The sequence below is a fragment of the Marinobacter sp. CA1 genome, assembly GCF_020546665.1.
In the GTDB taxonomy this organism is placed as follows: Bacteria; Pseudomonadota; Gammaproteobacteria; order Pseudomonadales; family Oleiphilaceae; genus Marinobacter; species Marinobacter xestospongiae.
Genome location: NZ_CP071785.1, coordinates 1,496,641 through 1,521,287 on the forward strand (window position 1 = coordinate 1,496,641; position 24,647 = coordinate 1,521,287).

A 24,647-nucleotide genomic window follows, 5' to 3' on the forward strand; every position below is an offset into this window, starting at 1 on the left:
TGCCTTGGCAGTTAATCGGCGGCTGCCAGATACTTCTCCAGTTCCGAGCGGAACGCCGCCTGCACCCCTAATCGCCTCAGCATCCAATAGTGGCCGGCAATCATCCGGTCAATGAAAATGCTTTCCACCGGCGGCTTGAAGTAGTCCAGGTACTGGAACACGGTGCTGGTCTTGGCGGCGACGTCCTTGTGGATCTCGGAATCGGCGAAGTCGTAGGGCTGATGGCCATCGAACGGGCGGATCAGGATGTCCCGCCACATGGCGTAGTAGGCTTCATCGATGGCCGGCTTGTTCTCCACCCGCGCCCCCAGATCAATCAGGTGGCGATCCAGCGCCTGGTAATCCTCCTCCAGGGCCGCCACCAGGGCGTTGCGGTAGGCCTTGACGATCTCCGGCTTGAGCTTCTTCACACACCCGAAATCGTAAAGAATGATGGTGCCATCCGGGCGGTAGGCGAAGTTGCCGGCATGCGGGTCGCCGTGGATGCACTGGTAGCGGAACAGCTGGTCCGCCATGGTGACGAAAATCCGGTGACCGATCTGGTTGATGGTGTCCTGACTGTAGCGTTCCGGAGACACCTGGCTGATGTGGTCGCCTTCCACCAGTTCCAGTGTCAGCACCCTGCGGGTGGAGTGGCTGTCGATCACCGCGGGAATCAGTACGCCGGAATCGTCCTTGTGGAAATCCCGGAACAGATGGATGTTACGGGCTTCGTTGTCGTAATCCAGCTCTTCCTTCAGGCGTTCGCGAATTTCGGCAAACAGCTGGTCAACGCTTTCCTTCGGCATCTTCAGTAGCCCGCCCAGGCGCAGCGCCATGCGCAGCTGCTTGAGGTCGGAATCGCAGGAGTCGTCCACCCCTGGATACTGCACCTTGACGATCACGTCGGTGCCGTCATGCAGGCGGGCGCGATGAACCTGGCCAATGGAGGCGGCGGCGTAGGGCTCCTCCTGCAGGTACTCGAACAGTTCATGGATGGGTTTGCCCAGTTCCTGCTCGACCTGGGCGGTGATCACCTCGAAAGGCATGGGTGGTGCTTCTTTCTGCAGCCGTTGCAGCGCGTCTGAGAATTCCTTGGGCAGGAAATCCTGGGTCTGGGACGCGATCTGTCCCACTTTCATCACCGCGCCCTTGAGCTCTCCCAGGGTGCCGGCGATCTGGTCGGCCATCTTGCCGTAGCTTTCGCTGCGCGCCTGCTCGTCCTGCTCCCGGCCGATTAGCCGTCGCGCCCGCTGGCCGGCATACTGACCGGCCACTGAGGCGGTCATGCCGGCGAGTTTGAAGAAGCGTCCACCGCGGGATGTGATTGGTTTCTTGGCCATGCTTTGGGTACGTCCACTGTCCGAAAACGGTTTGCTCAGAGTCTGCTGAGAGCCAGGGCACCAGCAAAAGCGGTGCCCTGCTGACCTTACACCACGGTGGTTTCGACGAACAGGGCCGGGTCCCGCTCTGGATCAGGCAGCAGTGACAGGGAGAGTGTGTGGCCGCTTTCGAGCGCGCCGACACCCGCAGGCGTTCCGGTCAGGATCACGTCTCCCGGCTGCAGGCTGAAAATCTGGCTGATGTGCTGGATCAGTGGCACCACCGGGTTGAGCATGTCGCCAGTATCTCCGGTCTGGCGGCGCTCACCGTTGATGTCGAGGGTAAAGTGCAGCGTCTCCGAGCTCAGGCCCTGGGCGCTGATAAACGGGGAGAGTGGGCAGGCGCCGTCAAAGGCTTTGGCGCGTTCCCAGGGGTGCCCTTTGGTCTTGAGCTCAGACTGGACATCTCTCAGGGTGAGATCGAGAGCCAGGCCGTAGCCGAGGATGGCGTCCCGGGCCTGGGTTTCGGTCGCGGCGGAGAGCGGCTGGCCAATCAGTACTGCCAGTTCGGTCTCGAAGTGTACCGCACCCTGGTCCCGTGGGGGTGCCAGCGGCCGGGTGATGTACATGGCCGAGCTGGCTGGTTTGATGAACAGCAGCGGGGTTTCCGGAATGGGGTTGTTCAGCTCTTCGGCGTGGGCGGCGTAATTGCGGCCCACGCAGACGATCTTGCCCAGGGGGAAGTGGATCGGCGTGCCGTCTTTCCAGTGGTGTTGGTATTCAGGCATGATCGATCTCCTTGTTGGTACTGGGCTCGGGGGAGCGGTTTAGTCCCCCTCAAAAGAACAGACAGTATAAACCGCCAGCTCGTCTTCACGCAGCTTTTGTGAGCCTCCCAGGTCGGGCAGATCAATCATCGCAGCGACCTCGACAATCTCGGCCCCGATCCGGCGAATCAGCCGGGAAGCCGCCAGCATGGTGCCGCCGGTGGCGATCAGATCGTCCACCAGGATCACCCGGTCGCCTTCGTGAAAGGCGTCCTTGTGCAGCTCCACTGAGGCGGTGCCGTATTCCAGCTCGTAGTCTTCCACCAGGGTATCGAACGGCAGTTTGCCCTTCTTCCGCACCAGTACCAGGCTGGCGTTCAGCTCGTAGGCCAGTGCCGAGCCGATGATAAAGCCACGGGCATCCACGGCCGCCACGGCGTCGATGTTCTGACCGTGGTAGCGGTGGACAAAGGCGTCAATGAGCTTGCGAAACGCAGTGCGGTCCTGCAGCACGGTGGTGATGTCGCGGAACGAGACACCGGGCTTGGGCCAGTCAGGAACGGTCCGGATGGCCTGTTTGATGCTTTCTGAGAAATAGTCCATGGGTATTCCGGTCAGTCTGTGGCCAATCAGGCCGCATCCAGGAAGATGAATTTAAGGACGAACACAACGGCGATGATGGCAACGCTGGCGCTCAGCTGCGACCAGCGGCCGCTGAGAGCCTTGAGGGCGGCGTAGGTGATGAAGCCCAGGGCGATGCCGTTGGCGATGGAGAAGGTCAGCGGCATCATCAGTGCGGTGACCACGGCCGGAGCTGCTTCGGTGACGTCTTCCCAGTCGATCAGCTTAAGGCCGCTGGTCATCAGCACGGCGACGTACAGCAGTGCCGGCGCGGTGGCGTAGGCCGGAATGATGCTGGCAATCGGTGACAGCAGCAGACAGGCCAGGAACAGCGCGGCGACAACCACAGCGGTCAGCCCGGTGCGGCCACCAGCGGCGATACCGGCGGTGGACTCGATGTAGCTGGTGGTAGTGGAGGTGCCCAGGGTTGCGCCGGACATGGTGGCCACCGAATCACTCATCAGGGCACGGCCAAGTCGTGGGAGTTTGCCGTTTTCATCCAGCAGGCCACCGCGCTGGGCGGCGCCAATCAGGGTGCCGGACGTGTCGAACAGATCCACAAACAGGAACGCGAAGATCACGCTGATCATAGCCACATCAAGGGCACCGGCAATGTCCAGTTGCATGAAGGTGGGAGCCAGGCTCGGCGGCGCAGAAATAAAGCCCTTGTACTCGACCAGTCCCAGCATCATGGCAACTGCGGTGACGGCGATGATGCCAATCATCACGGAGCCGGTGACCTGGCGATAAGAGAGAGCACAGATCAGCAGAAACCCACCGAAGAACAGCAGTGACTCGGCCGCCTTCAGATCGCCAATGCCCACCAGGGTGGCCGGGTGGTCAATCACGATACCGGCGTTCTTAAGGGCGATCAGCGCCAGGAAAAAGCCAATACCGGCCGAGATGCCGAATCGCAGCGACATCGGAATCGAGTTAATGATCCATTCCCGCACCCGGAAGATACTGAGCAGGAAGAAGATCAGACCGGACAGGAACACCGCTCCGAGCGCGATCTGCCAGCTGTAGCCCATGCTGCCGACCACGGTGAATGAGAAGAAAGCGTTCAGACCCATGCCCGGAGCCAGGGCGATGGGGTAGTTGGCCCAGAGGCCCATGATCAGGGTGCCGATAACGGCGGCCAGGCAGGTGGCAACGAACACCGCCCCGAAGTCCATGCCGGTGCCCTGCAGGATACTGGGGTTGACCACGATGATGTACGCCATGGTCAGGAAGGTGGTGATGCCGGCGATCACTTCTTTACGAACAGTGGTGCCGTGGGCCTTGAGTTGAAAGAGTCGTTCAAGCATTGGGAATGTCTGCCTTGCTAAGGGCCAGTGGGGGTTTGGAGTTTGGGTATTGGCTAACGGAATATCAGACCGGTGACGGGGAGATTGGGTGCGTTCCCCTCCGGTTGGGTGAAAAAAGGGCAATGTTACCGACTGAGCGCCCTCAGGCCAAGGGCCTGCGCCCTGGCTTGATCAATCCGATCGTAAAATCACCGTTGTTGATGGGCCGTGATGGCAGATTTCTGCGGGAAAGCCGCAATTGACCCGGAACAAAGTAATGCGTCCTGGGACATCACTATAATTATGGCTAATGGTGCGCCATCAGTGGATTTCATTGGATTCACCCGGGGGGCGCCTTATGCTGAGGCGCATAACCGTAACAACAGCCAACAATAACCGAGGAATCAGACCATGCGGGCAATCTTGTGCAAGGCCTATGGGCCAGCGGAAAACCTGGTGATCGAAGACGTCGAGAGCCCCCAGGCGCGGGGCCATGGGGTGCGGGTGCGGGTCAGTGCGGCCGGGCTCAATTTTCCCGATACCCTGATCATCGAGGGCAAGTACCAGTTCAAGCCCAACCTGCCGTTCTCGCCGGGCGGCGAAATGGCCGGTGAGGTCATTGAGATTGGTGACAAGGTTACCCGCTTCAAACCCGGTGACCGGGTGGTGGGGCTCACCGGCTTTGGCGCCTTTGCCGAGGAAATCGTGGTGTCCGAGCACAATCTGTTGCCGGCACCGGACACCATGAGTGATGAGAAGGCAGCGGCGTTCACCATGGTCTATGGCACTTCCTACTACGCCCTCAAACAGCGCGCCAACCTCCAGCCCGGCGAGACCCTGCTGGTGCTGGGCGCCAGCGGTGGTGTGGGATTGGCGACGGTTGAGCTCGGTAAGGCCATGGGTGCCCGGGTGATCGCCGCGGCCAGCAGTGCCGAGAAGCTGGCGGTGGCCAAAGAGGCCGGCGCCGATGACCTGATCAACTACAGCGAAGAGCCGCTGAAAGACGCCGTCAAGAAGCTGACCGGCGGCAAAGGTGTGGATGTAATCTACGATCCGGTGGGTGGTGACTTCACCGAGCAGGCGCTGCGGACCATGGCCTGGAACGGCCGTCACCTGATTGTCGGGTTCGCCGCCGGGGACATCCCCAAGATCCCCGCCAACCTCACCCTGCTCAAGGGCTGCTCGGTGGTCGGTGTGTTCTGGGGCAGCTTCACCCAGCGGGAACCGGAGGCCAATGGCCGCAACATGATGGAGCTGCTTGCGATGTACCAGGAAGGCAAGATCGATCCCCGGATCAGCGAAGTCTATGACTTCGAAGACTACGCCCAGGCCCTGAACGCACTGACCGAGCGTCGCGCCAAGGGCAAGATCGTGTTGCGGGTGACCAGGGCCTGAGGCCTGCGCCCCGGCGACACAGGGGCTTGGCATCGCAGTCGGCTGGTGAAAGAATGATCAGGTGAAACTCTGATAAGGCGAGATTCTGTTCTCGGCCAACGGGAGGCGTCGCTATGTACGCCATGGTGCTTCACCAGCAGCAACAGCCGCTCCGGCTGGAGCAGTGGCCAGCGCCGGTGCCGCAGGATCACCAGATCCAGGTTCGGGTGCTGGCTTGCGGTATCTGCCGCACCGATCTTCACGTGGTGGATGCCGATCTCACCGAACCTGTCCTGCCATTGATTCCCGGTCACCAGATTGTGGGCCGGGTCACCCGGGTGGGGGCAGCCGTTACCGACGTCGCGGTGGGGCAGCGGGTTGGCATTCCCTGGCTGGGAGGTAGCTGTGGCCGCTGCTTTTTCTGTCGGCGGGATCAGGAGAATCTGTGCGACGACGCCCGCTACACCGGCTACCAGATTCAGGGTGGCTTTGCGGAGTACGCGGTGGCCGATGCGCGCTACTGCTTTGCCATTCCCGAGGGTTTCACTGACTTGCAGGCGGCGCCTCTGCTGTGTGCCGGGCTGATTGGCTACCGCGCCTATCGCCAGGTCCAGGACAGTGAGCACCTGGGGCTGTACGGGTTTGGCTCTGCTGCCCACATCCTGCTGCAGGTGGCCCGCTACCGCAAACAGCAGGTCTATGCCTTTACCCGAGATGGCGATACCGCCGCCCAGGCCTTCGCCCGTGACTTGGGCGCCACCTGGGCTGGCTCGTCGTCCCAGTTGCCCCCCGCGACCCTGGATGGAGCCATTATCTTTGCGCCCGCCGGTGAGCTGGTGCCGGCGGCATTGCAGGCCGTGCGTAAAGGCGGCCGGGTGGTGTGCGCCGGCATTCACATGTCCGAGATACCCGCCTTTCCCTACCGCATTCTCTGGGGCGAACGCCAGCTCACTTCCGTCGCCAACCTGACCCGCTGGGATGGCGAAGCTTTCCTGCCCCTGGCCGCGAAGATTCCGGTGACCACCACGGTCCATACCTATCATCTGGACCAGGCCAACCAGGCACTCGACGACCTGAGGGCAGGGCGCTTTACCGGTTCGGCGGTGTTGGTGCCTTCGTTGTCGGGGCAGGGGACGGAGGCAAGATCAGGCTGACCGTCTGCTTGACGTAGTCGTACATGCCCGGGCAACTGCTGGCCCTGGGGCCGGCCACATTGAGAATGCCAACCTCAAAATCCTCCACGAAGGCGCGGATCACCTCCGCCGCTCTTGAGGGCTCCATCAGTGCGACATCAATAAGCTTGTAGGGCTTGTTCTGGCGAATGCAGAACAACACCGTCGCTTCCGTGCCTCCCTGAACGTAGGTGTCGTAGAAAATGACGGTGCCATCCGCATCCACCACGTTTTGCTTGGTTCGCTGGCGGTAGCCTCCCCCGATCTCGGTCAGCGGGTAGATGGCATCAATTGGCCCATCCTCGGCTTTGCGGCCCACGGGGCAGCTGCCGCCAATGGCAAACGAGGCGTCGAGGGCGGCATCCAGCGCCGCCCGGTCAGCGCCGGTCTGTGCACCACTGATAATCCTGGTCAGCATGGCGTGTCCTCTACGCGGTTGTTGGCGCCTGCAGAAAAGCTTCGATTTCGGAAGGCGACGTCAGATGATGCACCGTCTTCGATCCACGGACCTCGTTGATAAACTGCCGATATCGAGGGGTCAGCTTGCGATGGCATAGCCAGAGTACCCGATAGCTGTTCAGGGTTCCCTTCACGATAGAACTGCCCTCCGGCCAACCCTCGGGCGCAATGAATAAGCCTTTCAGCAGCCGTTTGGTCACCCAGAGGGCATGGGTTCGCAGCGGCAGATCAATGAACACCAGGGTATCCGCCGCCGCAAAGCGTTCCCAGGCAGAGGGAACACAGCCAAATCCGTCGATGATCCAGGCATCCTGGGCCAGCAAGCGCGAATGAAGGCTGAGATACTCTTCCCGTGGGATTTCCTTCCCATCAGGCCGGAACTGAATCTTGTCCAGGGAGTGAAGTGGAAGGTGAGAGGCCTCGGCCAGCCGCCTGGCCAGAGACGACTTACCGCCGCCGGCGTTGCCGAAGATTGCGACCTTTTTCATGATGACTCCTGTGGCTGTTGATAGAGCCCAGGACGCCGATCATGAAAAACCCGCCACCTGGGCGGGTTTGAAAAACGGCTGACGCGTCCAATCCCACCATCCCTAGGGAATGATGGTGATAATTCGGAATGCTTGAGGCGCGTGCTGTGTGTTCATTGCTTGATCATTGCGGATTGGGGGTTCAGAAGTCAACTCTGGTGGGGGTTACGCAAACTTCTTGGCATGTGCCCGCAGCTTTTTCATGGCCCAATCGTAGTGACTGGAAAGGGTGGAGACGCAGTAGCTGCCGAGAGAGGTTGAGCCTGTCCAGTCAAAGTGCTGCTTGGTGAACAGCTCGTCGTCTGAAAACGTCTGGACCAGCTCAAGCACCGCTTGATGGCTGTCGGTTACCATGCCCTTGGCGTCCTCAAGCGATGTGCCTTGGTGTTGCTGCCAGAATGCCTGGTTCATCTCGCCATAAGTCTTCCAGATGTACGGCTCTGGCAGAAAATCTCTTCTCTTCCCCTGCATGTTCGAGCTCACCCAGGTCAGGAGCAACTGGTGCCATTCGTAGAGGTGAACCAACACATCCCGGAGATTCTTGTCCCGTCGCCAGTGAGCCTCTTTCTTGCCGGTATCGTTTGAGAAATCGAACTCGGTATCCAGAGCCTCCTGAGGCATGGCTTCAATGAGCTGCCAGAGTTTCTCGAAGTTCGTTTGTGCAGCCTCTACAAGGGTGGCTTTGGTTGTGGGGCGGCTCATGTGAATCCTCCTTTTACCGCTTTGGGGGACTAGCCAACGGTGACGTTACCCCATCACCGGACCTGTCTTCGGGCTGCCTGACCCGGACTCTGGACCTGAAGTCGTTGGAGAAGCAGCGCCTCACTCTCCGATCCGGCTTGTCAGCAACTTGAAGCTCGCAGCACCAAAAAACATCGAAAAGACGCTTTCAAACACCACCTTGGATTTCAGGTATACCCGTCTTGCGGTGCCATTGGAGAACAGCACGGCATAGCCAAGAAAAACCAGCGAGCTGACCGCCCCGACGACCAGAATGACCGACAGCAATGCCGGGGGCGATACGGTTGCGGGAACGCCAATCGAGTAAAGGGAACCGAAGAACAGAATGGCTTTGGGGTTGGTCAGGTGGATCAACAGCCCTTTGAAGTAGTTGCTCCGTGCACTGGCAACCTTGTTCTCTGGCAGGCTCAATTGTCGGGAGTTGAAGGCGGAGTGCAGGGATTTCAGCGCCAGGTACAGAAGGTAGAGCGCACCGCAGTATCTCAGGATTTCAAAGAACCATACATTGGCATGCAGTATGGCTGCGAGCCCAAACGCTGCCGATGTCGACCACACCAGTGACCCGGTAAGGACACCAGCGGCCATTGACAGGCCCAGGTAGCGTCCTTGATTCATCGAGGTACCCGCTATCGCCAGGGTCGCGGGCCCGGGACTGGCGATTGCGGCCAAAGCGGCTAACACGATAAGCAGATAATTGATCTCTTCCATTTGTTGTTCTCCGGCTGAAGCTCCACCGCCCGATAGGGCGATGTCACGAAGTCTGGGATACGCTGGCGTTGACGGAAGCGCCGCTACGGGGTGTTCAGCAACGCCTCAGGCTGACACATCCCCCCGGTAGACCAGATGGATCTTGTTGCCATCAAGGTCCCGCAGGTAAGCGCCGTAGTAGCCCTTGCCGTAATGTTCCCTTTCGCCGGGTTGGCCTTCATCCGCGCCGCCAAGCTCGATGGCTGCCTTGAACGCCTGGTCGACCGCCTCGACGCTGGGCGCAGAGAACGCAACCATTGCACCGTTACCTGCTGAGGCACTTTCGCCATTGAAGGGTTCGTAAACGTAGAACCGTGGCAGCGGTGCCTCTCCATTGACCCAGCACGCGGCTAAAGGCCCGCCATCTGGCTCGACGATTCGTTGCTGAAAGCCGAGGTGACACAGTACGGCGTTATAGAATTCGGTTGCTTCCCTTAAGTTACCGGTTCCAACGGTGATATGGCTGAACATGCCTGTTACTCCTTTGGGCTGGCATGATGCTATGGTACCCACTTCCTGGGGACTGGCACTGAGGCGATCCGGAGTGAATCCGAGGCTCCCCTGAAACGCTTTAAAAGCCAAGACCTACGGCTCAGCCTGCGGCGGGCGCGGAATGGTCAATATGCTTGTGCGGTTATTGATCGTCAACTGATTGAGGCAGGCAATGTCAGGGTCGGGACGCCGCTCAATCAACTCGGTTCGGGTTTTTCGCCAGCCGGGAATGGAGCACGTCATCCTGCCGCGGCCGCCGGTTCAGAATAGTGCAATCTGTTCGCCACCGGGCCGGCGATACAGGTCGGTCCTCAAGGGCTCGTGGTCGACCTGGTTGAGGCCGACCGCCCGGGCCTTTCTGTTGAATCGCTGCCGGATGAGATCAGCGTAGGGTCCGGTGCCGGACATTCGTTCGCCGAATCGGGCGCTGTAACTCTGCCCGCCCCGCAAATCCCGCATGCGATTCATCACATGGTCTGCCCGCTGGGGAAAGTGGCGCTGTAGCCAGTCCTGGAACAGCTCATCCAACTCCAGCGGTAGCCGCAGCAGAATCCAGGTGGCCTGTTGCGCGCCAGCTCCGGCCGCCGCCTCCAGTATCGATTCGATCTCCTGGTCGTTGATAAACGGAATCACCGGCCCGATGATGATACCGGTGGGAATGCCTGCATTGGAGAGCTCCCGTAGCACCTTCAGGCGAGTGGCGGGTGCCGCAGTGCGTGGCTCCATGCGGCGTTTCAGGTCGTTGTCCAGGGTGGTCTGACTCACCCGCACCGAGCACAGCCCCTGGGCTGCGAGTTCCGACAGCAGGTCGAGGTCACGCAGAATCAGTGCGCCCTTGGTGATGATGGAGACCGGGTGCCGGTACTCGGTAAGCACTTCCAGGATTTCCCGGGTGATCCGCCGTTCTTTCTCCAGTGGCTGGTAGGCATCGGTGTTGACTCCCAGGGCGATGGGGGAGGGCCGGTAGCCGGGTTTGTCCAGCTCCTGGCGCAGTTGCCGGGCGGCATTGGGCTTGGCAATCAGCCGGGTCTCAAAGTCCAGGCCCGGCGATAGATCCCAGTAAGCATGGGTGGGACGGGCAAAGCAGTAGATGCAGGCGTGTTCACAGCCCCGGTACGGGTTGATGGACTGGTCAAACGGCACGTCCGGAGACTGGTTCCGGCTGATGATGGTGCGGACCCGTTCGTCGGTGATTTCGGTGGCCACGGAATCCGGGCAGACCTCATCACTGGGGTCACGGTGCCAGCCATCATCGACTTGGCGGTCGGTTGCGATAGGCTGGAACCGGTTGTTGGGGTTCAGGGCGGTGGCTCGGGTTTTCATGGCGGGCTCTCGGCACTGTTTATATATACAGGTAGTTGAATGCTACGCCTTGCCGGATGCCTGCGCAAGGGTTCTCCAACCGGCGGCTGAACGAGAGAGGGCCCGGGTGTTGAGCAATGGTCGGAGGTTGCAACGCCGGCAGTTAAGAGATCTTATACTCCATGAACACCGCTTCCGGGTGAGGATTAAACCGGTAAGGTGGGATCTCTGTGAAGCCAAGGTCTTGGTATAAACGCAAGGCCTTATCAAGCTCACGAATACTGTCCAGCCGCGCTGAACCGTAGCCCATTTCTTTTGCCTGGCCGAGGAATGCTTCAGTCAGGGCTTTACCAACCCCCATGCCATGATAGTCCGGCAGAACAAACATCCGCTTCATCTCAGCAACGCCGGGCTCGAACTCTCTCAGGCCGACCGCACCAACATAAATTCCCTCCCACGTTGCCAGCAGTAGTGCACCTCTGGGTGGGCCGTACATTCTGGGCAGCGATGCCAACTCACTCGAGAACCCCTGAAACTCCAGATCCAGCCCCAGAAATTCGGCATACGCACGAATCAACCGGCCACCTGCCTCAAACTGCTCGGTGGTCTCGGCCACTTCAATCTTTACGGACATTCCTATCTCCTAAGGCGGAAACCTTGCGTCAAACCTGCAGCCGTAAAGCGGCGCAAAAGCAGGCCGTAGTGCAGCCATCGGTTATAAGCCAATGTATCCCAAAGCCATATCGACATCGGTGAAATCACGAACCGATTTGGGGCTAGCAATACGATCCCCGACTGAGACGAAGTTGTAACCCAGAGCCTCGGAAGCTCTCTGATCCCAGGGGCCATCCCCAAAATAGGTCATGGAATCGTACGGACTCTTCCCCGCACGTCTTTCGGCCAACCGCATGATCTCTGTTCTGCTGTAGTGATCCGAGGAAGAGGCCAACGGCACAGAAGAGAAGGTGAGACCCGCAGCATCAAGTTTCATCTTCGCGGATTCACTCCAGCCACCAGTCGCGAACGCTACCGCCACGTTCTTGCGTTCGATGAGCTGAGATAAGAACGCCTGCGCGCCGGGGATTGGAGATACAGCGTGGCACGAAATGTAATCCGCCACTCTGCTCAGGAACCGTTCTTTGACTTCTGCGGTGATCCTCTCGCTGTCAGGTTGAAAGCCCAGCCCATCAATCACCTCCGCGAGGATTCCGGAGTCAGTCACATGATGATAGTGACCCCAGTCCGGCCCTATCGTCACTCCCAATACGTCCTGAATCGCTGCTTGAAAGCACTCCGTATCGAAGTCGTATGACTCAACCAACGTTCCGTCGATGTCGAATAGGACCAGATGCATAACCCCTCCCTAAGCATTGGCATTCTGTGCATGTCTGTTCTGTTTACTATTTATAAGAACCAACTTTAACGCCGAGCAAGAAACAGAGTGAAGTAAATGCTGTAACAACCAGAAAGATGGTAACCGCATCGAAATGGTTCTCGTCAGTGGCTTCAACCCCGAAATGAATTAAATACCATGATGGAATAAGAATTAGCGGCTGCATCCATAATGCTAATAACTGACCCTTCTTGCCTTCAGTGTTTTTCTGGATCAATGTGAACGTCACAACACACACAGCAAGGGAGGTGACCATGGAAAAAAGAGTGGTCCCTTCTGCCTGAAAGAAAAATTTTAAGAAAAACCCTATAGGGATAAGTAATATTGATCCGATTGAAATAAGGTCAGATTATTTAAGTGGCCTAGCCATTCTCCCGGTTCTCCCACACATAGAAACTATGGCTCCTCAACAAAAGGGGTTAGATAGATTTTAAATTAATCAATCTGACCCCTTTCTGAATGTGGTGGCAGTCCTCTGTGGGATAATCACCACTCAATGGGAGCTTCGCAATTGAACGCTAGCCACTAGTGAATGGCAAGGGCCGATTCGCGGGGCGTCGTCTGGAGGAAGCCTCGTGATCTGAGGGGCACCGAAAATGATACGGCGTTTTCATTCACTCTGAATAGCGTAAGGTTAGAATGTCTCTATTTAGTATGCTAAGCCTCATGAAATCGATAAACTCCCTGTCTTCATTCTTGAGATAGATCTTGGCTAAAAACTCCAAGATCATATCTACCTTTTTGGGTTCAAATCTTGGGCCTTTAATGAATGAAATGTAGCTGGCACCAATTCCAAATAAATGAAATCCATATTCCTTCTCCAAATGCTCTGCCAACCTGTAATTCTCAAATGGAGATAGGTCGCAGCTAAAATAACCATTTGGAAAAGAAAGTATCGCTTCATAGCTATATTCTACTGGCACTTTAAGAAGATAGACCTCTTTGTCGATGACTGTTAATGGATTTTTGTTGACTTCAATAACGTCGTCTCTCGACTCTTGGTCTAAAAATAATGATTTCTTGAAGATATCTTCAAGCTTAACGTTAGAGAGTCCATGCTTGAATCCTAGTTTTCGAATTAAGAATTTCTTGTCAAAGCCAAGGTCATCGCGCAAGAAGTCTCCGTCCATCCATGATGGGTCAATATTTTCAGAAGTAAGCCATTCACCGCCATCCAATTCGTTGCTCATTTTCGAATGCATAGAGGTATAAGAGGCTTGGCCTATATCATCTAAGGTCATGATGAACTTGTAGCCATGGCTCCCCTGACTCAATACCTGAGCTTCATATAAAATATCATTGATATCAACAAGGTCGTGAATCCGGTAGTATCCACAAAGAAACTCTCCGCAATAATTTTTTCTATACTCTAATTTCATAAGATCTCTCTTTAGGAAGCGGTCCACTTTCTTCAGTGAATCATCCAGCGGAAGGGTCGTCTTCGCCCGGCGGATGTCCCGGTCCAGTTCGGCCTTGGTACAATACCACTAAATTTCACGACTGGATTTGATGTCCTTGGGGTAGGAAAAAAGTAAGTGTGCCGCATGTTCTGAGGTGCCAGGGTGGAAATAGTCTTGATAGTTGATCACGACCATCGAACCCTGATTGTGGTTGTAGTAGCTGAATCCAGGCTTTTCAACCGGCATGCTTTAGTTTGAGCTCACAATGGTTTATCCATTTGCGCTCTTGTTTCGGTAAAACCCATATTCTTGTATGAGACCCTGGCTCGCTCATTTGACAAGGAGACATCTAGCTGTATGAACTGCGCTCCCTTAGTTTTACCCCATGCCTCTGCATGGGTAATGAGCTGCTCTGCTATCCCAGTCCCCCTGTATTTTTCTGCCACGAATATGCTTTCAATATATACATAGGGAACAGTGTAAAATGCCTGAAGTGCGGCGACAATGAATCCTACTTGTTCAAATTCATTTTCCGCTGTGTATCCCTGCACATAGTCACTTGACTCAATTGCTTCCATTCCATAGCTCATCTCGCTAATTAAGCTGGCTGGAACGCTAATGCCTGGGTAAGATTTTCTAAATGCTTCCGAATTTCCCTCAACATAAAAATCGAGATCCAGGCGTGCTTTAAACTCTCTTATATTCATAGATTAAAGTTAAACCCTAGCGTCGTAATCATGGGATTGCTGAAGTGGGGTGTGGGAAAATCTTTAAAACAACATGTTATAAATTTTTCGTATCAACTCGGCATCCACAATATATGCATACGACTGAGCCACAAAACCACTTTGCGACAACTGTTGCCCAATTGCCGCTTGATGCCGAATGTGGTTTTTGGAAGGCTTGAATTGTGAGGCATCGATGACAGTGAGGGCAGCGAACGAAAAAAGCGAGAGCAAAGTGAGCTACGCCGAAGAAAAGAAACCCGCAAAATAACTGTAGTAATGTGCTCTCGCTTCCGTCCTCAGTTGCCAGCGCGTAGACAAAGTAAAGGGCGAAAATCGCTAGCATGGCCCAAGACAAAAAAAAACTGATAGCATTCAGTTGTCCAATAGTTGTGCGACTTATCACGATATCGATCCTTGTGAACTATAACACGAAAATATACGGCACCCATGGAGTATAGCGTAGTGGGCGTCCGGTGGAGACCCGAAGGGCCACATCTGCGCTTGTGTACACCCAAAATGGGCATGAACTAACAGGGTGAAAGTTTCCTTTGGGCCTCAACGCTTTCAGTGGCCCGGTAGATCGGCAAATTAACCGCACGGGACACTAGTTAGATTACGAGGCCTCAATCTTGACTATGGTTCCAAGAGAGACCGCAACCAGCTTTTCCTCTCCATCTGCTAGCCCGTACACTTTGCACTCACATGTCGCTTGCCGTTTTCCAGAAGACAAAACTGTTGATCTGGCGATCAATCTATCCCCGATCGCAGGCCGAACGTAGTTAACTTTGTACTCTGAGGTGACACAGCGCCCTAGTACTGAGGCTCCCGCAAAAGTGATGCAGTTATCAGCCAAATAGCTGATGACACCACCGTGCGCAAACCCATTGTTTTGCTTGAGATCCTCTCGAATTTCTAGGCTTAATTCAGCGGTTCCGGCTTCAAAGGCTTCCAGCTTTGCTCCCAAAAGCAAGCTGAAGGACTGTTGAGACAAAATCTCTTGCCCTTTTTCTAACATATTGCTCAATGTTCTGCTCCTTTGTCGGTACTTCGGGCAATACCGGTGACAAAACCTGCGCTAAGCGCAGGTTACGGCATCTGGTGTATGATCTGTTTATATGGAATTTCAATCCACGACGAAGAGTTTTGCGCCGTGCTCAGTCGATGACCGATGAAGTTCAGCATTGTCCGCCACCTGATAGCTGGAACCCGGCCGGAGAACAAAGCAACGCCCGTCCTTTAATTTGGTGTGTAGCTCACCTTCCAGGCAGAGAAGGATGTGCCCTTTGGCGCACCAATGATCTGCCAGATAGCCCGGGCTGTACTCGACCATACGAACCCGAATATCGCCAAAGGTGCGAGTCTGCCAATAAGCGGCTCCCTGTTCACCTGCGTGTTCGGTCTTCTCTACTTCAGACCAATCAGTAACTCCAAAGGGTAGATTTTTTATATTCAATTTGTTTTTCCTTAAATAAATAAAATCATTAATAAACAATATCATGGAGCGCCATGAATGAAACGGGATTTTATTTCCTCTGTATGAGCTTTGGGTTAGGTAATCCGCGTGGCTGTGAGGTGGACCCAATCAGTTGGACAACCTGACGGTGTCCCTAAGCTATGATTCGGTTGTTTCCCTGGCTCAGGCTGCCAGAGAGATGGGTTGCCCGTAGTACACCTCATCGGGCGTTTGGTATTCAAGGGTTTGGTGGTACCGGGTCTGATTGTAATGCCGAAAGTACCGGTGGAGCGCCTGTTTCAAGTGGTGTCCATCCTCGAAGGCTGTGAGGTAGACGCACTCGTGTTTGACGCTGCGCCAGAGCCGTTCCACGAAGATGTTGTCATGGTAGCAGCCCTTGCCGTCCATGCTGATCCGGATGTCATGATCTTTGAGAACGCCTGTGAAGGCTTCACTGGTGAACTGGGCACCCTGATCGGTGTTGAAGATCTCCGGCGTTCCATGGCGCTGTAGGGCCTCCTCCAGAGCATCGATGCAGAAGTCTGTGTCCATGGTGTTAGAGACCCGCCAGGACAGCACCTTGCGGCTGTACCAGTCGATGACGGCGACCAGGTGCATGAAGCCCCGGGCCAGCGGAACGTAGCTGATGTCAGTCGCCCACACCTGGTTGGGGCGGTCGATCTTCAGCCCTTTGAGCAGGTACGGATAAACCTTGTGCCCATCACCCGGAATGCTGGTCCTGGGCCTTGGATACACCGCCTGGATGCCCATGGTGCGCATCAGCCGCTGCACCCGCTTGCGGTTTATCCGGTGGCCCTGGCGTTCCAGGTGGACTCGCATCTTACGAGAGCCATAGTACGGCGTTTCCAGATACTGCTGGTCAATCAGGTACATCAGATCCAGATCCTCCTGACATTGCTCACGAGGGACGTAGTACACCGATGAGCGGCTCAGCTTGAGCAACTCACACTGGCGCACAATGCTGACTTGGGGATGACCACGCTCGATCATCGCCAACCGGCGTTGACGGCTTACTGATCGAGCTTGCGCGACAAAAAATCGCGTTCCACTGTCAGTCGGCCGATCTCGCGATAAAGCTCGTCAGAACTGGGCTCGCTGGACTGTTTGCCGGTCTTCTTCTTGCCTTCGAAGAGGTCCGGGGCATTCTCCAGCAGCTCGCGTTTCCAGTTGCTGACCATGGTCGGGTGAATCTCGAACCGGGCAGCGATTTCAGATGTGGTCTGGTCACCCTTGAGCGCGGCCAGAGCGACTTTGGACTTGAATGATGCGCTGTATTGCTTGCGTTTCTTGCTCATGATTCTCCTCCTTGTGGAGATGATGAATCAGAGCTTGGGCACCTGTCCAAAATTTGGGGTCCACCTCACTGCCCCAAAATCAACTAAGCTTTGACCTGAGAGTTGGTAACCAACCCACTCACTTTTAGGTTTTGCACCGATAGATTCGTAGAAATCGATTGCGGGCCGATTCCAATCCAAGACGCTCCACTCAAAGCGACCGCAACCCTCCGTTACAGCCTTCTTTGCCAAATATCTTAGCAAGAGCTTGCCTGCACCAGAACCACGGGACTCAGGTGTAACGTACAAATCTTCTAAGTACAGGCCTTTTTTACCCTGCCAGGTTGAGTAGTTATAGAAGTACACAGCAAAGCCAATTGGAGTGCCGTCCCGCTCACAGATGACGGCTTCAACTGTTGAGTTTTCACTAAAGATCGATTTCTTAATATCTTCCACTGACGCTGTAGCCTCATGCTCAGCTTTTTCATACCTGGCAAGCTCTTTCACGAAGCGGAGAATCAAGGCTGAGTCGGATGAGTTTGCTTTTCTAATTTCTAATTTTGTCATTACATTATCTCTCTGACGATTGCCTAAAACACGAAGATTCGGACGACTTGTAACGCAGCGTAGTGGGCGCCCGGTGGAGCCTGAAGGGCCGGAACGAATTTGATTGCCTTGTTATATTATTTGCACTTGGGGAGGCACAAACCATTTCCCTTTTTCCACCACTTGAAACAGATGATCAACCGTGACCGGAAAGGCAAGCCTGTGCTTTTCTCTGGAGCGATTGAGAAGGCGGCTCCAAAGGCCCTCGGCCTCTCCATGGAAGTACAGCTCAAAATCCAGGTCGGACAGTTCAGTACCAAATTTCTCGTAAATTGACTCTAGTAGCTCCCAGGCATCATCACCGGTTATACCGCAGTCTTGTTCGAGTCTGGAGTTCGAGAATAGCTATTCCGGTCTGAGCCCGGTTTGCTCGAGAAAGATGGCTTCAAGTTGTAGTGGTCAAGTGTTTTAGGCCACTGTCTTTTGAGTTTTCCAGTAGGCCTGTTCGGCCACGTTCGGCGGCAATCCACCGTTGTATTTGTGCGGTCGCAGCGCACTGTAATAGCCGATCATATAGTCCATGACTGATTGCTTCGCCGAGACAAAGCATGGATATCCGATTTCCGGCACCCATTCTGTCTTCAGGCTCCGGAAGAAGCGCTCGGTCGGGGCATTATCCCAGCAATTCCCTCGCCGGCTGAGGCTCTGTTCCATCTGGTAGCTCCATAGCAACTGCCGGAATCTCAGGCTGGTGTATTGGCACCCCTGGTCCGAGTGGAACATGACTCCTGAGGGCTTCCCACGGGCTTCATACGCAATCGTCAGAGCCTTCTTCACCAGGTCTGTATTCGGCGACAGGGATATGGCCCAGCCCACCGGTTTACGGGAGAACAAATCGATCACAACAGCCAGATAAGCCCAGCGCGCACCCGTCCACAGATAGGTTATGTCTCCGGTCCATACCTGGTTGGGCTCCTCTACGTCGAACTTCCGGTCAAGAAGGTTCGGAATATCCAGGTGCGGCTGATCAGCCTTCTTGTAAGCGTGGCTTGGCGGTTGCGTACTTACCAGTCCCAACTGCTTCATCCGTCTGCTGGCGCGGTAACGGCTCAGCGGTATTCCGGCCTGCGTTACCATGCTGGCAATCGTTCGCGCCCCGGCTGAACCCTTGCTGGTCTTGTACGCCTCGACAACCTGCGCCTGGAGCTCTTGCTCCGCCTCACAGGGCGTTCTATCCCGGTCACGCCATGCCCGGTAGCTGCTGCGATGCACCCCAAACACCTGACACAGGCGCTGCACCGCATGGCTCTCTTCAAGTCGCTCGATTATCGAGAATTGCTCAGGGAGTCTGACATCAAGAGAGCGGTAGCCTTTTTTAGGATTTCCTTTTCTTCCTCCGCCCGACGAAGACGACGCTTCAGTTCCTGAATCTCACGCTGCTCTGTGGTCAGGGCCTCGCCTCTGGGCGCTTTGCCAGCCCGTTCGGAGCGAAGTTTACGGACCCAGTACTCCATGGTGGATTTGCCGACACCCATGGCATCGCAGGCAGCTTTCACCGTGTATCCTTGGTCGACCACCAGTTGGGCAGCCTCCAAACGGAATTCCGGACTGAAGGATCTCTTTTTCGTCATCGTCTTCACCTGATTCATTATGTGAGTGATCATACACTCAAAATCAGGTGGCCAGATTCACTATGCCACTACAAGTTCCTGTTTAGTTACTCTGTTCATGCTTGGTCAGCTTCGCTGGTAACGCGGGCTTGCTTTGCTTTGATTCCAACATATAGCCCAAAAATCTCCATAGCATTCTCATCCCAAGATGTGGCAGAAACTGAACCAAAAGGCCAAACGTCACCTTGTCACCTCTTTTTCACTCTGAATGCACGAATGGGTTTTATATTCGTATTTACCGCCTGCATCCAGACAACGATCAATTGCTGTTTGCTGCTTTAGCCATGGGCCAACAATAGCGGTGAGAATCCCAATAGTGATCAGCAATATAGGAAATAACAGCATGAGCTTGGCTTCCCTACTGAAATGATTGCTCACCTTCAGCATTGATCTCTCTACTTTGGTCCTACCCACTAAAATGGGGGTGCAGCGGCCGTACAAAAAAACTCAAAATAAGACGTCGGCTGCATTGCTTGGTGTACGCCCACCATGGGCATGAACTAATGGGGTGAAAGTCTCCTGTGGGAAGATCACCGCTCAATGGGTTTTACCCGATTGAACGCTAACCACTAGCGAATGGCAAGGGCTGAACCGCGAGGTTCCGTCTGGAGGGCCGAAGGCGCCGTGAATACCTGGAGCGGCCGGGATGCCGAACGCAAAACTGCGAGCTGATGAACAAGAACATCATATGAGGCGTAGGCCGAAGGCGAGTTGGCACAAGACGACGAAGCCGCGTGATCTAACGGCCACCGTAAATGATGCAGCAGTGCAGTGACAGTGCATGTCCTTATCTGGGGCGGTCCGACGTATCGGGGTCTGCTCAACGAGCGATTGGTCAATGACCAGTCAGGCCACTGGTTGATCAAGCCTGGGCGCAGCCGTTGCCATCGGCGGTTGCGAGCGAACGAGATGGACACCGATAGTGTCTGCGGGGGTAACCTTGCCGGTGATTGAGCAGAAGCAGACGGCATAGTAGCCAAATGCCCATCGTAATGGGTGGGACAGGGTGAAGGCCTGAACTCGAAAATCAATGAGGAGCCTGTGCAGCTCAATGACTCCATATCCGACCGTTCCAAGGAACATTGGCGCAAAATCAGAAGCCATCATTGGGGTAAGCAGGAGGTAATCGGCCGACTTGCTCTAAACGTTTTCGGGAAACGCCCTGTGCGGTCCCGCATGCAGGGTGTTGTGGGGGCTGGGGGCTAGATACCCACGGCTACCCGATTAGCAATTCAAAATCTCAATGCCTTAGCGAGAGATAGTTCTTCCTGATCGACAGTAGGAGAGGTCTTTAATTCGAATCGCTCTGAAAGCTTTCTTAGAATAGGGTTATTACGTGCAACCCATCTTTTCAACAGTGGAAGATAGCTGTCATTACATTGAAAATTCTCCAGGTCTCCGGTTAGGAGTCCTGCTTCCAGTAAATTCTCAATCCCCGAGTCAGCTTCCTCAGGAAAGTGAAAAAATTCTTTCGATTTCTCGAGTGCTTCCAGAGTATTAGCGCCGGATTTAATAATAGCCGCAAGCACAACATAATGAGCAGGGAAATCAAGGAACGACTCCAATTTCCTTTTGAGCTTGATCGGCAAGAGAGCTTTCACCGACGCTTCTCTAGCCGTTGTTCGAAACTCGGTAAGCTCATTTTTTATCGAAGAGATGATGGCTTCCCTATCTTGGTTATCTAAACGACCTGCTTCACCAACTGCTTGGATTTTTTCCTCTATATTCTGTGTAATAGTCTGTTCGGCTTGGTCAAGACGTCTGTTGATCATCTCCTCAAAAACCTGAGCCCCGCTCTTCTCTACCGCTTCAGGGCTTCCATATTGGTTCTGCTCAATAAGTGAATCGAGCATCTTTGAAGAGAAATCCTTCTGATGTGTAAGACTCACTTCCACAAGGGTGCGAATTTCACCACTTAGATCTTTCACTGAGTCTAATGCTTGCTCAGATCTATTGCTGAATTGGAAACTAAGCCAAATAGCGAAAACTGCTAACCCGATCGAGAGGAGACCAAGACCTACGGAGATAGCGAGATTCACTGTATCGAACACTTCCATATGACCCTCTTCTTTAATGGGTTGCCTAAATTGCTAACGCCCGGATCACGCGCCGGTTTGGAGCCGCAAAGCGGCGGAAAATCGGTCGCCGTGCAGCCGATTGTTAAGTTTTTTAGAGACTACATATTCAGAGCTGCCAAGCCGTACCGCTAACTCATATTCTTTAAGCTTTTTCCCATGAGAACTCAAAAAGACCACTCCCTGTAACGTGGCCTCATGAAGCTGACTCACATCGCTCTCTGGACCAATGAGGACGGTTGCATCCAAGGAGAAGGATCTTTTAGACAACCGGACTATCTGTAAGCCTTTAGCTCCGTCACACCACAAGTAATCAGGACCGCTTACTCGCTTAATGCTCCAGGTCAAAAGCCACTCAAGATCATTTTCAAGCTTTGCCCTATGCCATCTCGGCATAGATAGATCGACAGCGAGACGATTCTCCGTTCTTCGTATTTTCTTATTGAGAAATCGGCTGCTGTAGATTTCATTCATGCTCATAAACTTAACGCCCGCAGCACATGCGGCCTTGTAGTGGAGGCGCAGCCGCAGCAAAAAGGCCGTCGCTGTGCCTGGCCTTGTTAAGCATCATTTGATTCCAAGCTCCTTTCTCATTTGCCGCACGATTTCCTCAAACAGCACTTGGGTTCTTTCGCCTTTTTCCTTCATCTCGCCGGATAGGCTTGAGCTTGGATTATTTATGTCCATTTGATTCAGGTTTCTCATTACGGAACACGATGAATCTATAAGCTCGCGCTGTATATTTACGTACTCGTTAACTTTTTGGAGAAGCTTCTCGGAACAGACCAAGCGCAGACCGTGAAGTTCTTGTGTTGCTTGAGTGAAGGATTTCCGGATATATGCTGTAAGATTGTTCACCTCCTGATTAAGGCGAACCAACGGATCAGAAGACTGCCCCTCCGTAGTAAGAATCTCATTCATGCAGTTTGCATAAGTTTCGCTCATAAAGCGCTCAAAGTCAGCATGACTAGACGAGGCAATCTGCTCTAATGCCTTTAGGTAGTGCTTGTACTCTTCATAACGTATCTCGAAGTTTCTTCGTTTCTTGTCATCCCAGCGCTTTAAAAAGAAGAAGATCAGCGGCCCAACAATGGCGGAAACGATGGCAGCGACAACCGCTGGCTGCAATATTGCCTCAATTGTCACTATTCCCCCCCCCGAAATGCTTAACATTGATTCAACGTCACATGCCGTGTTTAAACACATCACCATACGCAATACCCCGACACATTCCTCCACCAACGCTAAACGCAAACCCTCGCCCTGGCAAGGGCTTAGCACTTTTGCTGCTGGTTGTCGCGGTGCGAAATTTGTCATATGCCATAGTATCCCGATGACGGTGTCGCTTTGGGTATCAAGGCCTGTTCGTATAGTGACGGGCGTTTCGTTGTCGCCGTTTCATCCCATGGCATAATGCGCTAACACTGTCTCGGGCCGTCTCTTAACCTGTGTTCCCGGGAAGGCCGGAGCAGGGAGGTCGTATGGCATCAACTATCCAGGGTAAAGAACCAAGGGTGTTTCGGGGGGGGCGGCGGTGGTTGTTGGGGTGTGTTGTGCTCGTCGGTGGCCCGGTTTGGGCGGAGATGGCTGTGCCGGTTTCGCTCAGTGTTGCCTATCCCGCTGGCGAGCACCGGCTGTCGGTGTCCCGCAATGGTGATGCGTTTCTGGCCTATGCGGCCCACCCCAAGATGATTCCGCTGGCGCCTGGGACGTTCGATGTGCAGGCGCTGTATGAACAACTGGCGCCGCACCTGCATCCGAATCTGCCTCGTGAACAACGCCCCGATCCCGAGGCCCTTTACGGCATGGTTCAGGTTCGCGATGACCAGGGGGAGACCTCGCATTATCTGATCTTTCAGGCGGACTCCTGGGTCGGGCCGTTGTTCCAGAAGGCCCGGGACAACGTTCAGGAAGACGTGCCTTCCTGGTGGCCGCCGTTATAAGACGCTCGTCATGTCTGCGAGCGCTGCCGCCCTTTGCGTTCATCGCTCCGCGCAATCTCCATCCAGCGTTCTGACCCGTGCTATGCTGCGGCCGTATCCTGCTGAATAAAGAGAAGAAATGATTGAAGTGTCGAACTACCCCGGTTTGCCATGGGGCGTCCGCTGGCACCTGAAGCAGCATCGCCTGGGTTGGCATTACTTTATTGGCGCCCGTCAGACCCTGCGGGTGATGATCGGGCTCATCTGCCTGATCTGCTTGCTGCCGTCCGCGGTGATGGTGGTGGTGCTGGAGGGTGGGGAAGGTGTGTTCTATGCGGTGGTTGCCGGGTTGCTGGCACTGGCAACACTGATACTGACCGGTGTACGGCAGCACCTGGTGTTCGATGCCACGGAACAGGCGCTGGTGGAGCGCCGTGGCTGGTGGCGTACACCGCGGAAGGAGCGGCAGCGCTGGTTGCTGGCCGACGTAACCGCGGTGGTTGCCCCGATTGCTTCGGTGGAGCAGGGCTGTCAGCTGGAGATTGTTGACCATCGCTACACCATCGGCAGCTGGGACGATACCGCTGCTCTCGCCCGTTTTCTCCAGTCGGTCTATGGGGTTCGGGCGATGGATCGGGTGACCTGCTGGCCCGAGACACGGCCCCTGGACGCTGAGGCTGCCGAGGCGCCCAGCCCGCAACCAACGGGCGTTCAATCAACCACCGCTCAATCAAAGAGGCCCGGCGCGACGGTTTCCGGCACGGCTTCTCCGATGCCCGAGGCGGCTGGCTCACCGGGTCACTATGTACCGGTCTGGGATCAGCGGCCGCTGTTAAAGCTGGCGCTGGCGTTTCCTGCGTTTGTGCTGATCGGGTATGGCCTGTCGTTGCTGGGAGGATAATGGCATGAGCAAATGGAAGATCGTCTCGCCGACTCAGGGGCGTCTGGTGTTTGGTCGCTGGGCCTGGTTGATGGCTGTACCGCTGATGCTGGTGGTGATTCCGCTGGCAGTGTTTGGCATGCCCGCGGAGATCGGCGCCATTCTGGGCTGGGCGACCGCCGCCACGCTGGCCTGGCACGCCCTCTTCGGTTGCCACAAGCTGGAGATCGATCTGCAACGGGGTGTCCTCCGGCAGTCCATTCGCAGCCTGTATCCGGCCGCGCAGCTGGAAGTTCCGCTGGCGGACGTTGTCGGCTTTTGCACCGCCGCGTCGTTGCTGGAGGCCAGGCGGTATGATCTGGTGCTGGTCACCCGTCAGGGTCAGCGCCTGCCGTTGCTGCGCAGGATAGGGCGCTCCCGGGCGGAGACCTATGGCAAGGATCTGGCGGCGTTCTGTGACCGGCCCTATCGGCGGGAGTGGGAGGCGAAGTGAGCA

At 55.3% G+C, this 24,647-nt stretch carries 28 protein-coding genes and 2 pseudogenes; 5 read left to right on the forward strand and 25 right to left on the reverse strand.

What is annotated here, in order from left to right:
• Window positions 1–11: 11 nt before the first annotated feature.
• The 4 genes from J2887_RS07010 to J2887_RS07025 all read right to left on the reverse strand — a co-directional run bounded on the left by J2887_RS07010 (window position 12) and on the right by J2887_RS07025 (window position 3,996).
• On the reverse strand, window positions 12–1,322 hold the full coding sequence (locus J2887_RS07010; RefSeq protein ID WP_227175272.1) for an ABC1 kinase family protein: 1,311 nt from the start codon (window positions 1,320–1,322) through the stop codon (window positions 12–14).
• A gap of 86 nt (window positions 1,323–1,408) precedes the next feature.
• Entirely contained in the window at window positions 1,409–2,089 is a 681-nt protein-coding gene (locus J2887_RS07015; protein ID WP_227175273.1) for a fumarylacetoacetate hydrolase family protein, read from the reverse strand.
• Window positions 2,090–2,128: 39 nt separating this feature from the next.
• Window positions 2,129–2,671, reverse strand: a complete 543-nt coding sequence (locus J2887_RS07020; protein ID WP_227175274.1) for an adenine phosphoribosyltransferase — start codon at window positions 2,669–2,671, stop codon at window positions 2,129–2,131.
• A 26-nt stretch (window positions 2,672–2,697) separates the two neighbouring features.
• Window positions 2,698–3,996 (reverse strand): NCS2 family permease, encoded by a 1,299-nt coding sequence (locus J2887_RS07025; RefSeq protein WP_227175275.1) that lies wholly within the window; start codon window positions 3,994–3,996, stop codon window positions 2,698–2,700.
• 390 nt (window positions 3,997–4,386) lie between these two features.
• On the opposite strand from J2887_RS07025, the gene J2887_RS07030 reads away from it, so the two are divergent.
• Window positions 4,387–5,370 carry an NADPH:quinone oxidoreductase family protein gene (locus tag J2887_RS07030; protein WP_227175276.1) on the forward strand — a complete coding sequence of 328 codons (984 nt, stop codon included), beginning with the start codon at window positions 4,387–4,389 and terminating at the stop codon, window positions 5,368–5,370.
• Between the two features lie 113 nt (window positions 5,371–5,483).
• Window positions 5,484–6,503 carry a zinc-dependent alcohol dehydrogenase family protein gene (locus J2887_RS07035; RefSeq protein WP_227175277.1) on the forward strand — a complete coding sequence of 340 codons (1,020 nt, stop codon included), beginning with the start codon at window positions 5,484–5,486 and terminating at the stop codon, window positions 6,501–6,503.
• On the opposite strand, the gene J2887_RS07040 is transcribed toward J2887_RS07035, so the two are convergent.
• The 21 genes and pseudogenes from J2887_RS07040 to J2887_RS07135 all read right to left on the reverse strand — a co-directional run bounded on the left by J2887_RS07040 (window position 6,439) and on the right by J2887_RS07135 (window position 22,666).
• A complete protein-coding gene (locus tag J2887_RS07040; protein ID WP_227175278.1) occupies window positions 6,439–6,939 on the reverse strand; it encodes a putative molybdenum carrier protein in 501 nt (166 codons plus the stop codon). The two genes, J2887_RS07035 and J2887_RS07040, sit on opposite strands and share 65 nt — an antisense overlap.
• 10 nt (window positions 6,940–6,949) lie before the next feature.
• On the reverse strand, window positions 6,950–7,468 hold the full coding sequence (locus tag J2887_RS07045; RefSeq protein WP_227175279.1) for an adenylate kinase: 519 nt from the start codon (window positions 7,466–7,468) through the stop codon (window positions 6,950–6,952).
• A gap of 204 nt (window positions 7,469–7,672) precedes the next feature.
• Window positions 7,673–8,209: a ClbS/DfsB family four-helix bundle protein gene (locus J2887_RS07050; protein ID WP_227175280.1), complete on the reverse strand. Its 537-nt coding sequence runs from the start codon at window positions 8,207–8,209 to the stop codon at window positions 7,673–7,675.
• Between the two features lie 120 nt (window positions 8,210–8,329).
• Window positions 8,330–8,956: a LysE family translocator gene (locus tag J2887_RS07055; protein ID WP_227175281.1), complete on the reverse strand. Its 627-nt coding sequence runs from the start codon at window positions 8,954–8,956 to the stop codon at window positions 8,330–8,332.
• Between the two features lie 105 nt (window positions 8,957–9,061).
• Window positions 9,062–9,466, reverse strand: a complete 405-nt coding sequence (locus tag J2887_RS07060; protein WP_227175282.1) for a VOC family protein — start codon at window positions 9,464–9,466, stop codon at window positions 9,062–9,064.
• 282 nt (window positions 9,467–9,748) lie between these two features.
• Window positions 9,749–10,810 (reverse strand): PA0069 family radical SAM protein, encoded by a 1,062-nt coding sequence (locus J2887_RS07065; RefSeq protein ID WP_227175283.1) that lies wholly within the window; start codon window positions 10,808–10,810, stop codon window positions 9,749–9,751.
• A 142-nt stretch (window positions 10,811–10,952) separates the two neighbouring features.
• Window positions 10,953–11,423, reverse strand: a complete 471-nt coding sequence (locus tag J2887_RS07070; protein WP_227175284.1) for a GNAT family N-acetyltransferase — start codon at window positions 11,421–11,423, stop codon at window positions 10,953–10,955.
• A gap of 81 nt (window positions 11,424–11,504) precedes the next feature.
• On the reverse strand, window positions 11,505–12,143 hold the full coding sequence (locus J2887_RS07075; RefSeq protein ID WP_227175285.1) for an HAD family hydrolase: 639 nt from the start codon (window positions 12,141–12,143) through the stop codon (window positions 11,505–11,507).
• A gap of 653 nt (window positions 12,144–12,796) precedes the next feature.
• Window positions 12,797–13,561, reverse strand: a complete 765-nt coding sequence (locus J2887_RS07080; protein ID WP_227175286.1) for a hypothetical protein — start codon at window positions 13,559–13,561, stop codon at window positions 12,797–12,799.
• 9 nt (window positions 13,562–13,570) lie between these two features.
• Window positions 13,571–13,828: pseudogene (locus J2887_RS21820) on the reverse strand (hypothetical protein); the annotation flags it as partial.
• A 14-nt stretch (window positions 13,829–13,842) separates the two neighbouring features.
• A complete protein-coding gene (locus J2887_RS07085; protein ID WP_227175287.1) occupies window positions 13,843–14,289 on the reverse strand; it encodes a GNAT family N-acetyltransferase in 447 nt (148 codons plus the stop codon).
• Between the two features lie 634 nt (window positions 14,290–14,923).
• Complete coding sequence (locus tag J2887_RS07090; protein WP_227176066.1) at window positions 14,924–15,325, reverse strand: PaaI family thioesterase; 402 nt, start codon at window positions 15,323–15,325, stop codon at window positions 14,924–14,926.
• A 108-nt stretch (window positions 15,326–15,433) separates the two neighbouring features.
• The gene (locus J2887_RS07095; RefSeq protein WP_228752867.1) at window positions 15,434–15,763 is read right to left on the reverse strand and encodes a DHCW motif cupin fold protein; all 330 of its coding nucleotides are present in this window, start codon (window positions 15,761–15,763) and stop codon (window positions 15,434–15,436) included.
• A gap of 183 nt (window positions 15,764–15,946) precedes the next feature.
• Window positions 15,947–17,079, reverse strand: a protein-coding gene (locus J2887_RS07100) for an IS3 family transposase (protein ID WP_227174066.1) whose coding sequence is annotated in 2 segments (ribosomal slippage) — window positions 15,947–16,809 and window positions 16,809–17,079 — 1,134 coding nt in all. Because the reading frame shifts where the segments join, the coding sequence is not laid out codon by codon here.
• Window positions 17,080–17,106: 27 nt separating this feature from the next.
• Entirely contained in the window at window positions 17,107–17,625 is a 519-nt protein-coding gene (locus J2887_RS07105; RefSeq protein ID WP_227175289.1) for a GNAT family N-acetyltransferase, read from the reverse strand.
• Between the two features lie 111 nt (window positions 17,626–17,736).
• A pseudogene (locus J2887_RS21825) lies at window positions 17,737–17,988 on the reverse strand (DUF1493 family protein); the annotation flags it as partial.
• Between the two features lie 84 nt (window positions 17,989–18,072).
• A protein-coding gene (locus tag J2887_RS07115; RefSeq protein ID WP_416381911.1) for an IS3 family transposase occupies window positions 18,073–19,235 on the reverse strand; the annotation gives its coding sequence in 2 pieces (ribosomal slippage) (window positions 18,073–18,974 and window positions 18,974–19,235; 1,164 coding nt in all).
• A 219-nt stretch (window positions 19,236–19,454) separates the two neighbouring features.
• Window positions 19,455–19,661, reverse strand: coding sequence for a hypothetical protein (locus tag J2887_RS07120; RefSeq protein ID WP_227175290.1), 207 nt, complete (start codon window positions 19,659–19,661; stop codon window positions 19,455–19,457).
• A gap of 845 nt (window positions 19,662–20,506) precedes the next feature.
• Complete coding sequence (locus J2887_RS07125; protein WP_227175291.1) at window positions 20,507–21,331, reverse strand: hypothetical protein; 825 nt, start codon at window positions 21,329–21,331, stop codon at window positions 20,507–20,509.
• A 45-nt stretch (window positions 21,332–21,376) separates the two neighbouring features.
• Entirely contained in the window at window positions 21,377–21,823 is a 447-nt protein-coding gene (locus tag J2887_RS07130; protein ID WP_227175292.1) for a hypothetical protein, read from the reverse strand.
• Window positions 21,824–21,916: 93 nt separating this feature from the next.
• A complete protein-coding gene (locus tag J2887_RS07135) occupies window positions 21,917–22,666 on the reverse strand; it encodes a hypothetical protein (RefSeq protein ID WP_227175293.1) in 750 nt (249 codons plus the stop codon).
• A gap of 272 nt (window positions 22,667–22,938) precedes the next feature.
• On the opposite strand from J2887_RS07135, the gene J2887_RS07140 reads away from it, so the two are divergent.
• The 3 genes from J2887_RS07140 to J2887_RS07150 all read left to right on the forward strand — a co-directional run bounded on the left by J2887_RS07140 (window position 22,939) and on the right by J2887_RS07150 (window position 24,644).
• Window positions 22,939–23,292, forward strand: a complete 354-nt coding sequence (locus tag J2887_RS07140) for a hypothetical protein (protein ID WP_227175294.1) — start codon at window positions 22,939–22,941, stop codon at window positions 23,290–23,292.
• Window positions 23,293–23,410: 118 nt separating this feature from the next.
• Complete coding sequence (locus tag J2887_RS07145) at window positions 23,411–24,172, forward strand: hypothetical protein (protein WP_227175295.1); 762 nt, start codon at window positions 23,411–23,413, stop codon at window positions 24,170–24,172.
• A gap of 4 nt (window positions 24,173–24,176) precedes the next feature.
• Window positions 24,177–24,644, forward strand: coding sequence for a hypothetical protein (locus J2887_RS07150; RefSeq protein ID WP_227175296.1), 468 nt, complete (start codon window positions 24,177–24,179; stop codon window positions 24,642–24,644).
• Window positions 24,645–24,647: the final 3 nt, after the last annotated feature.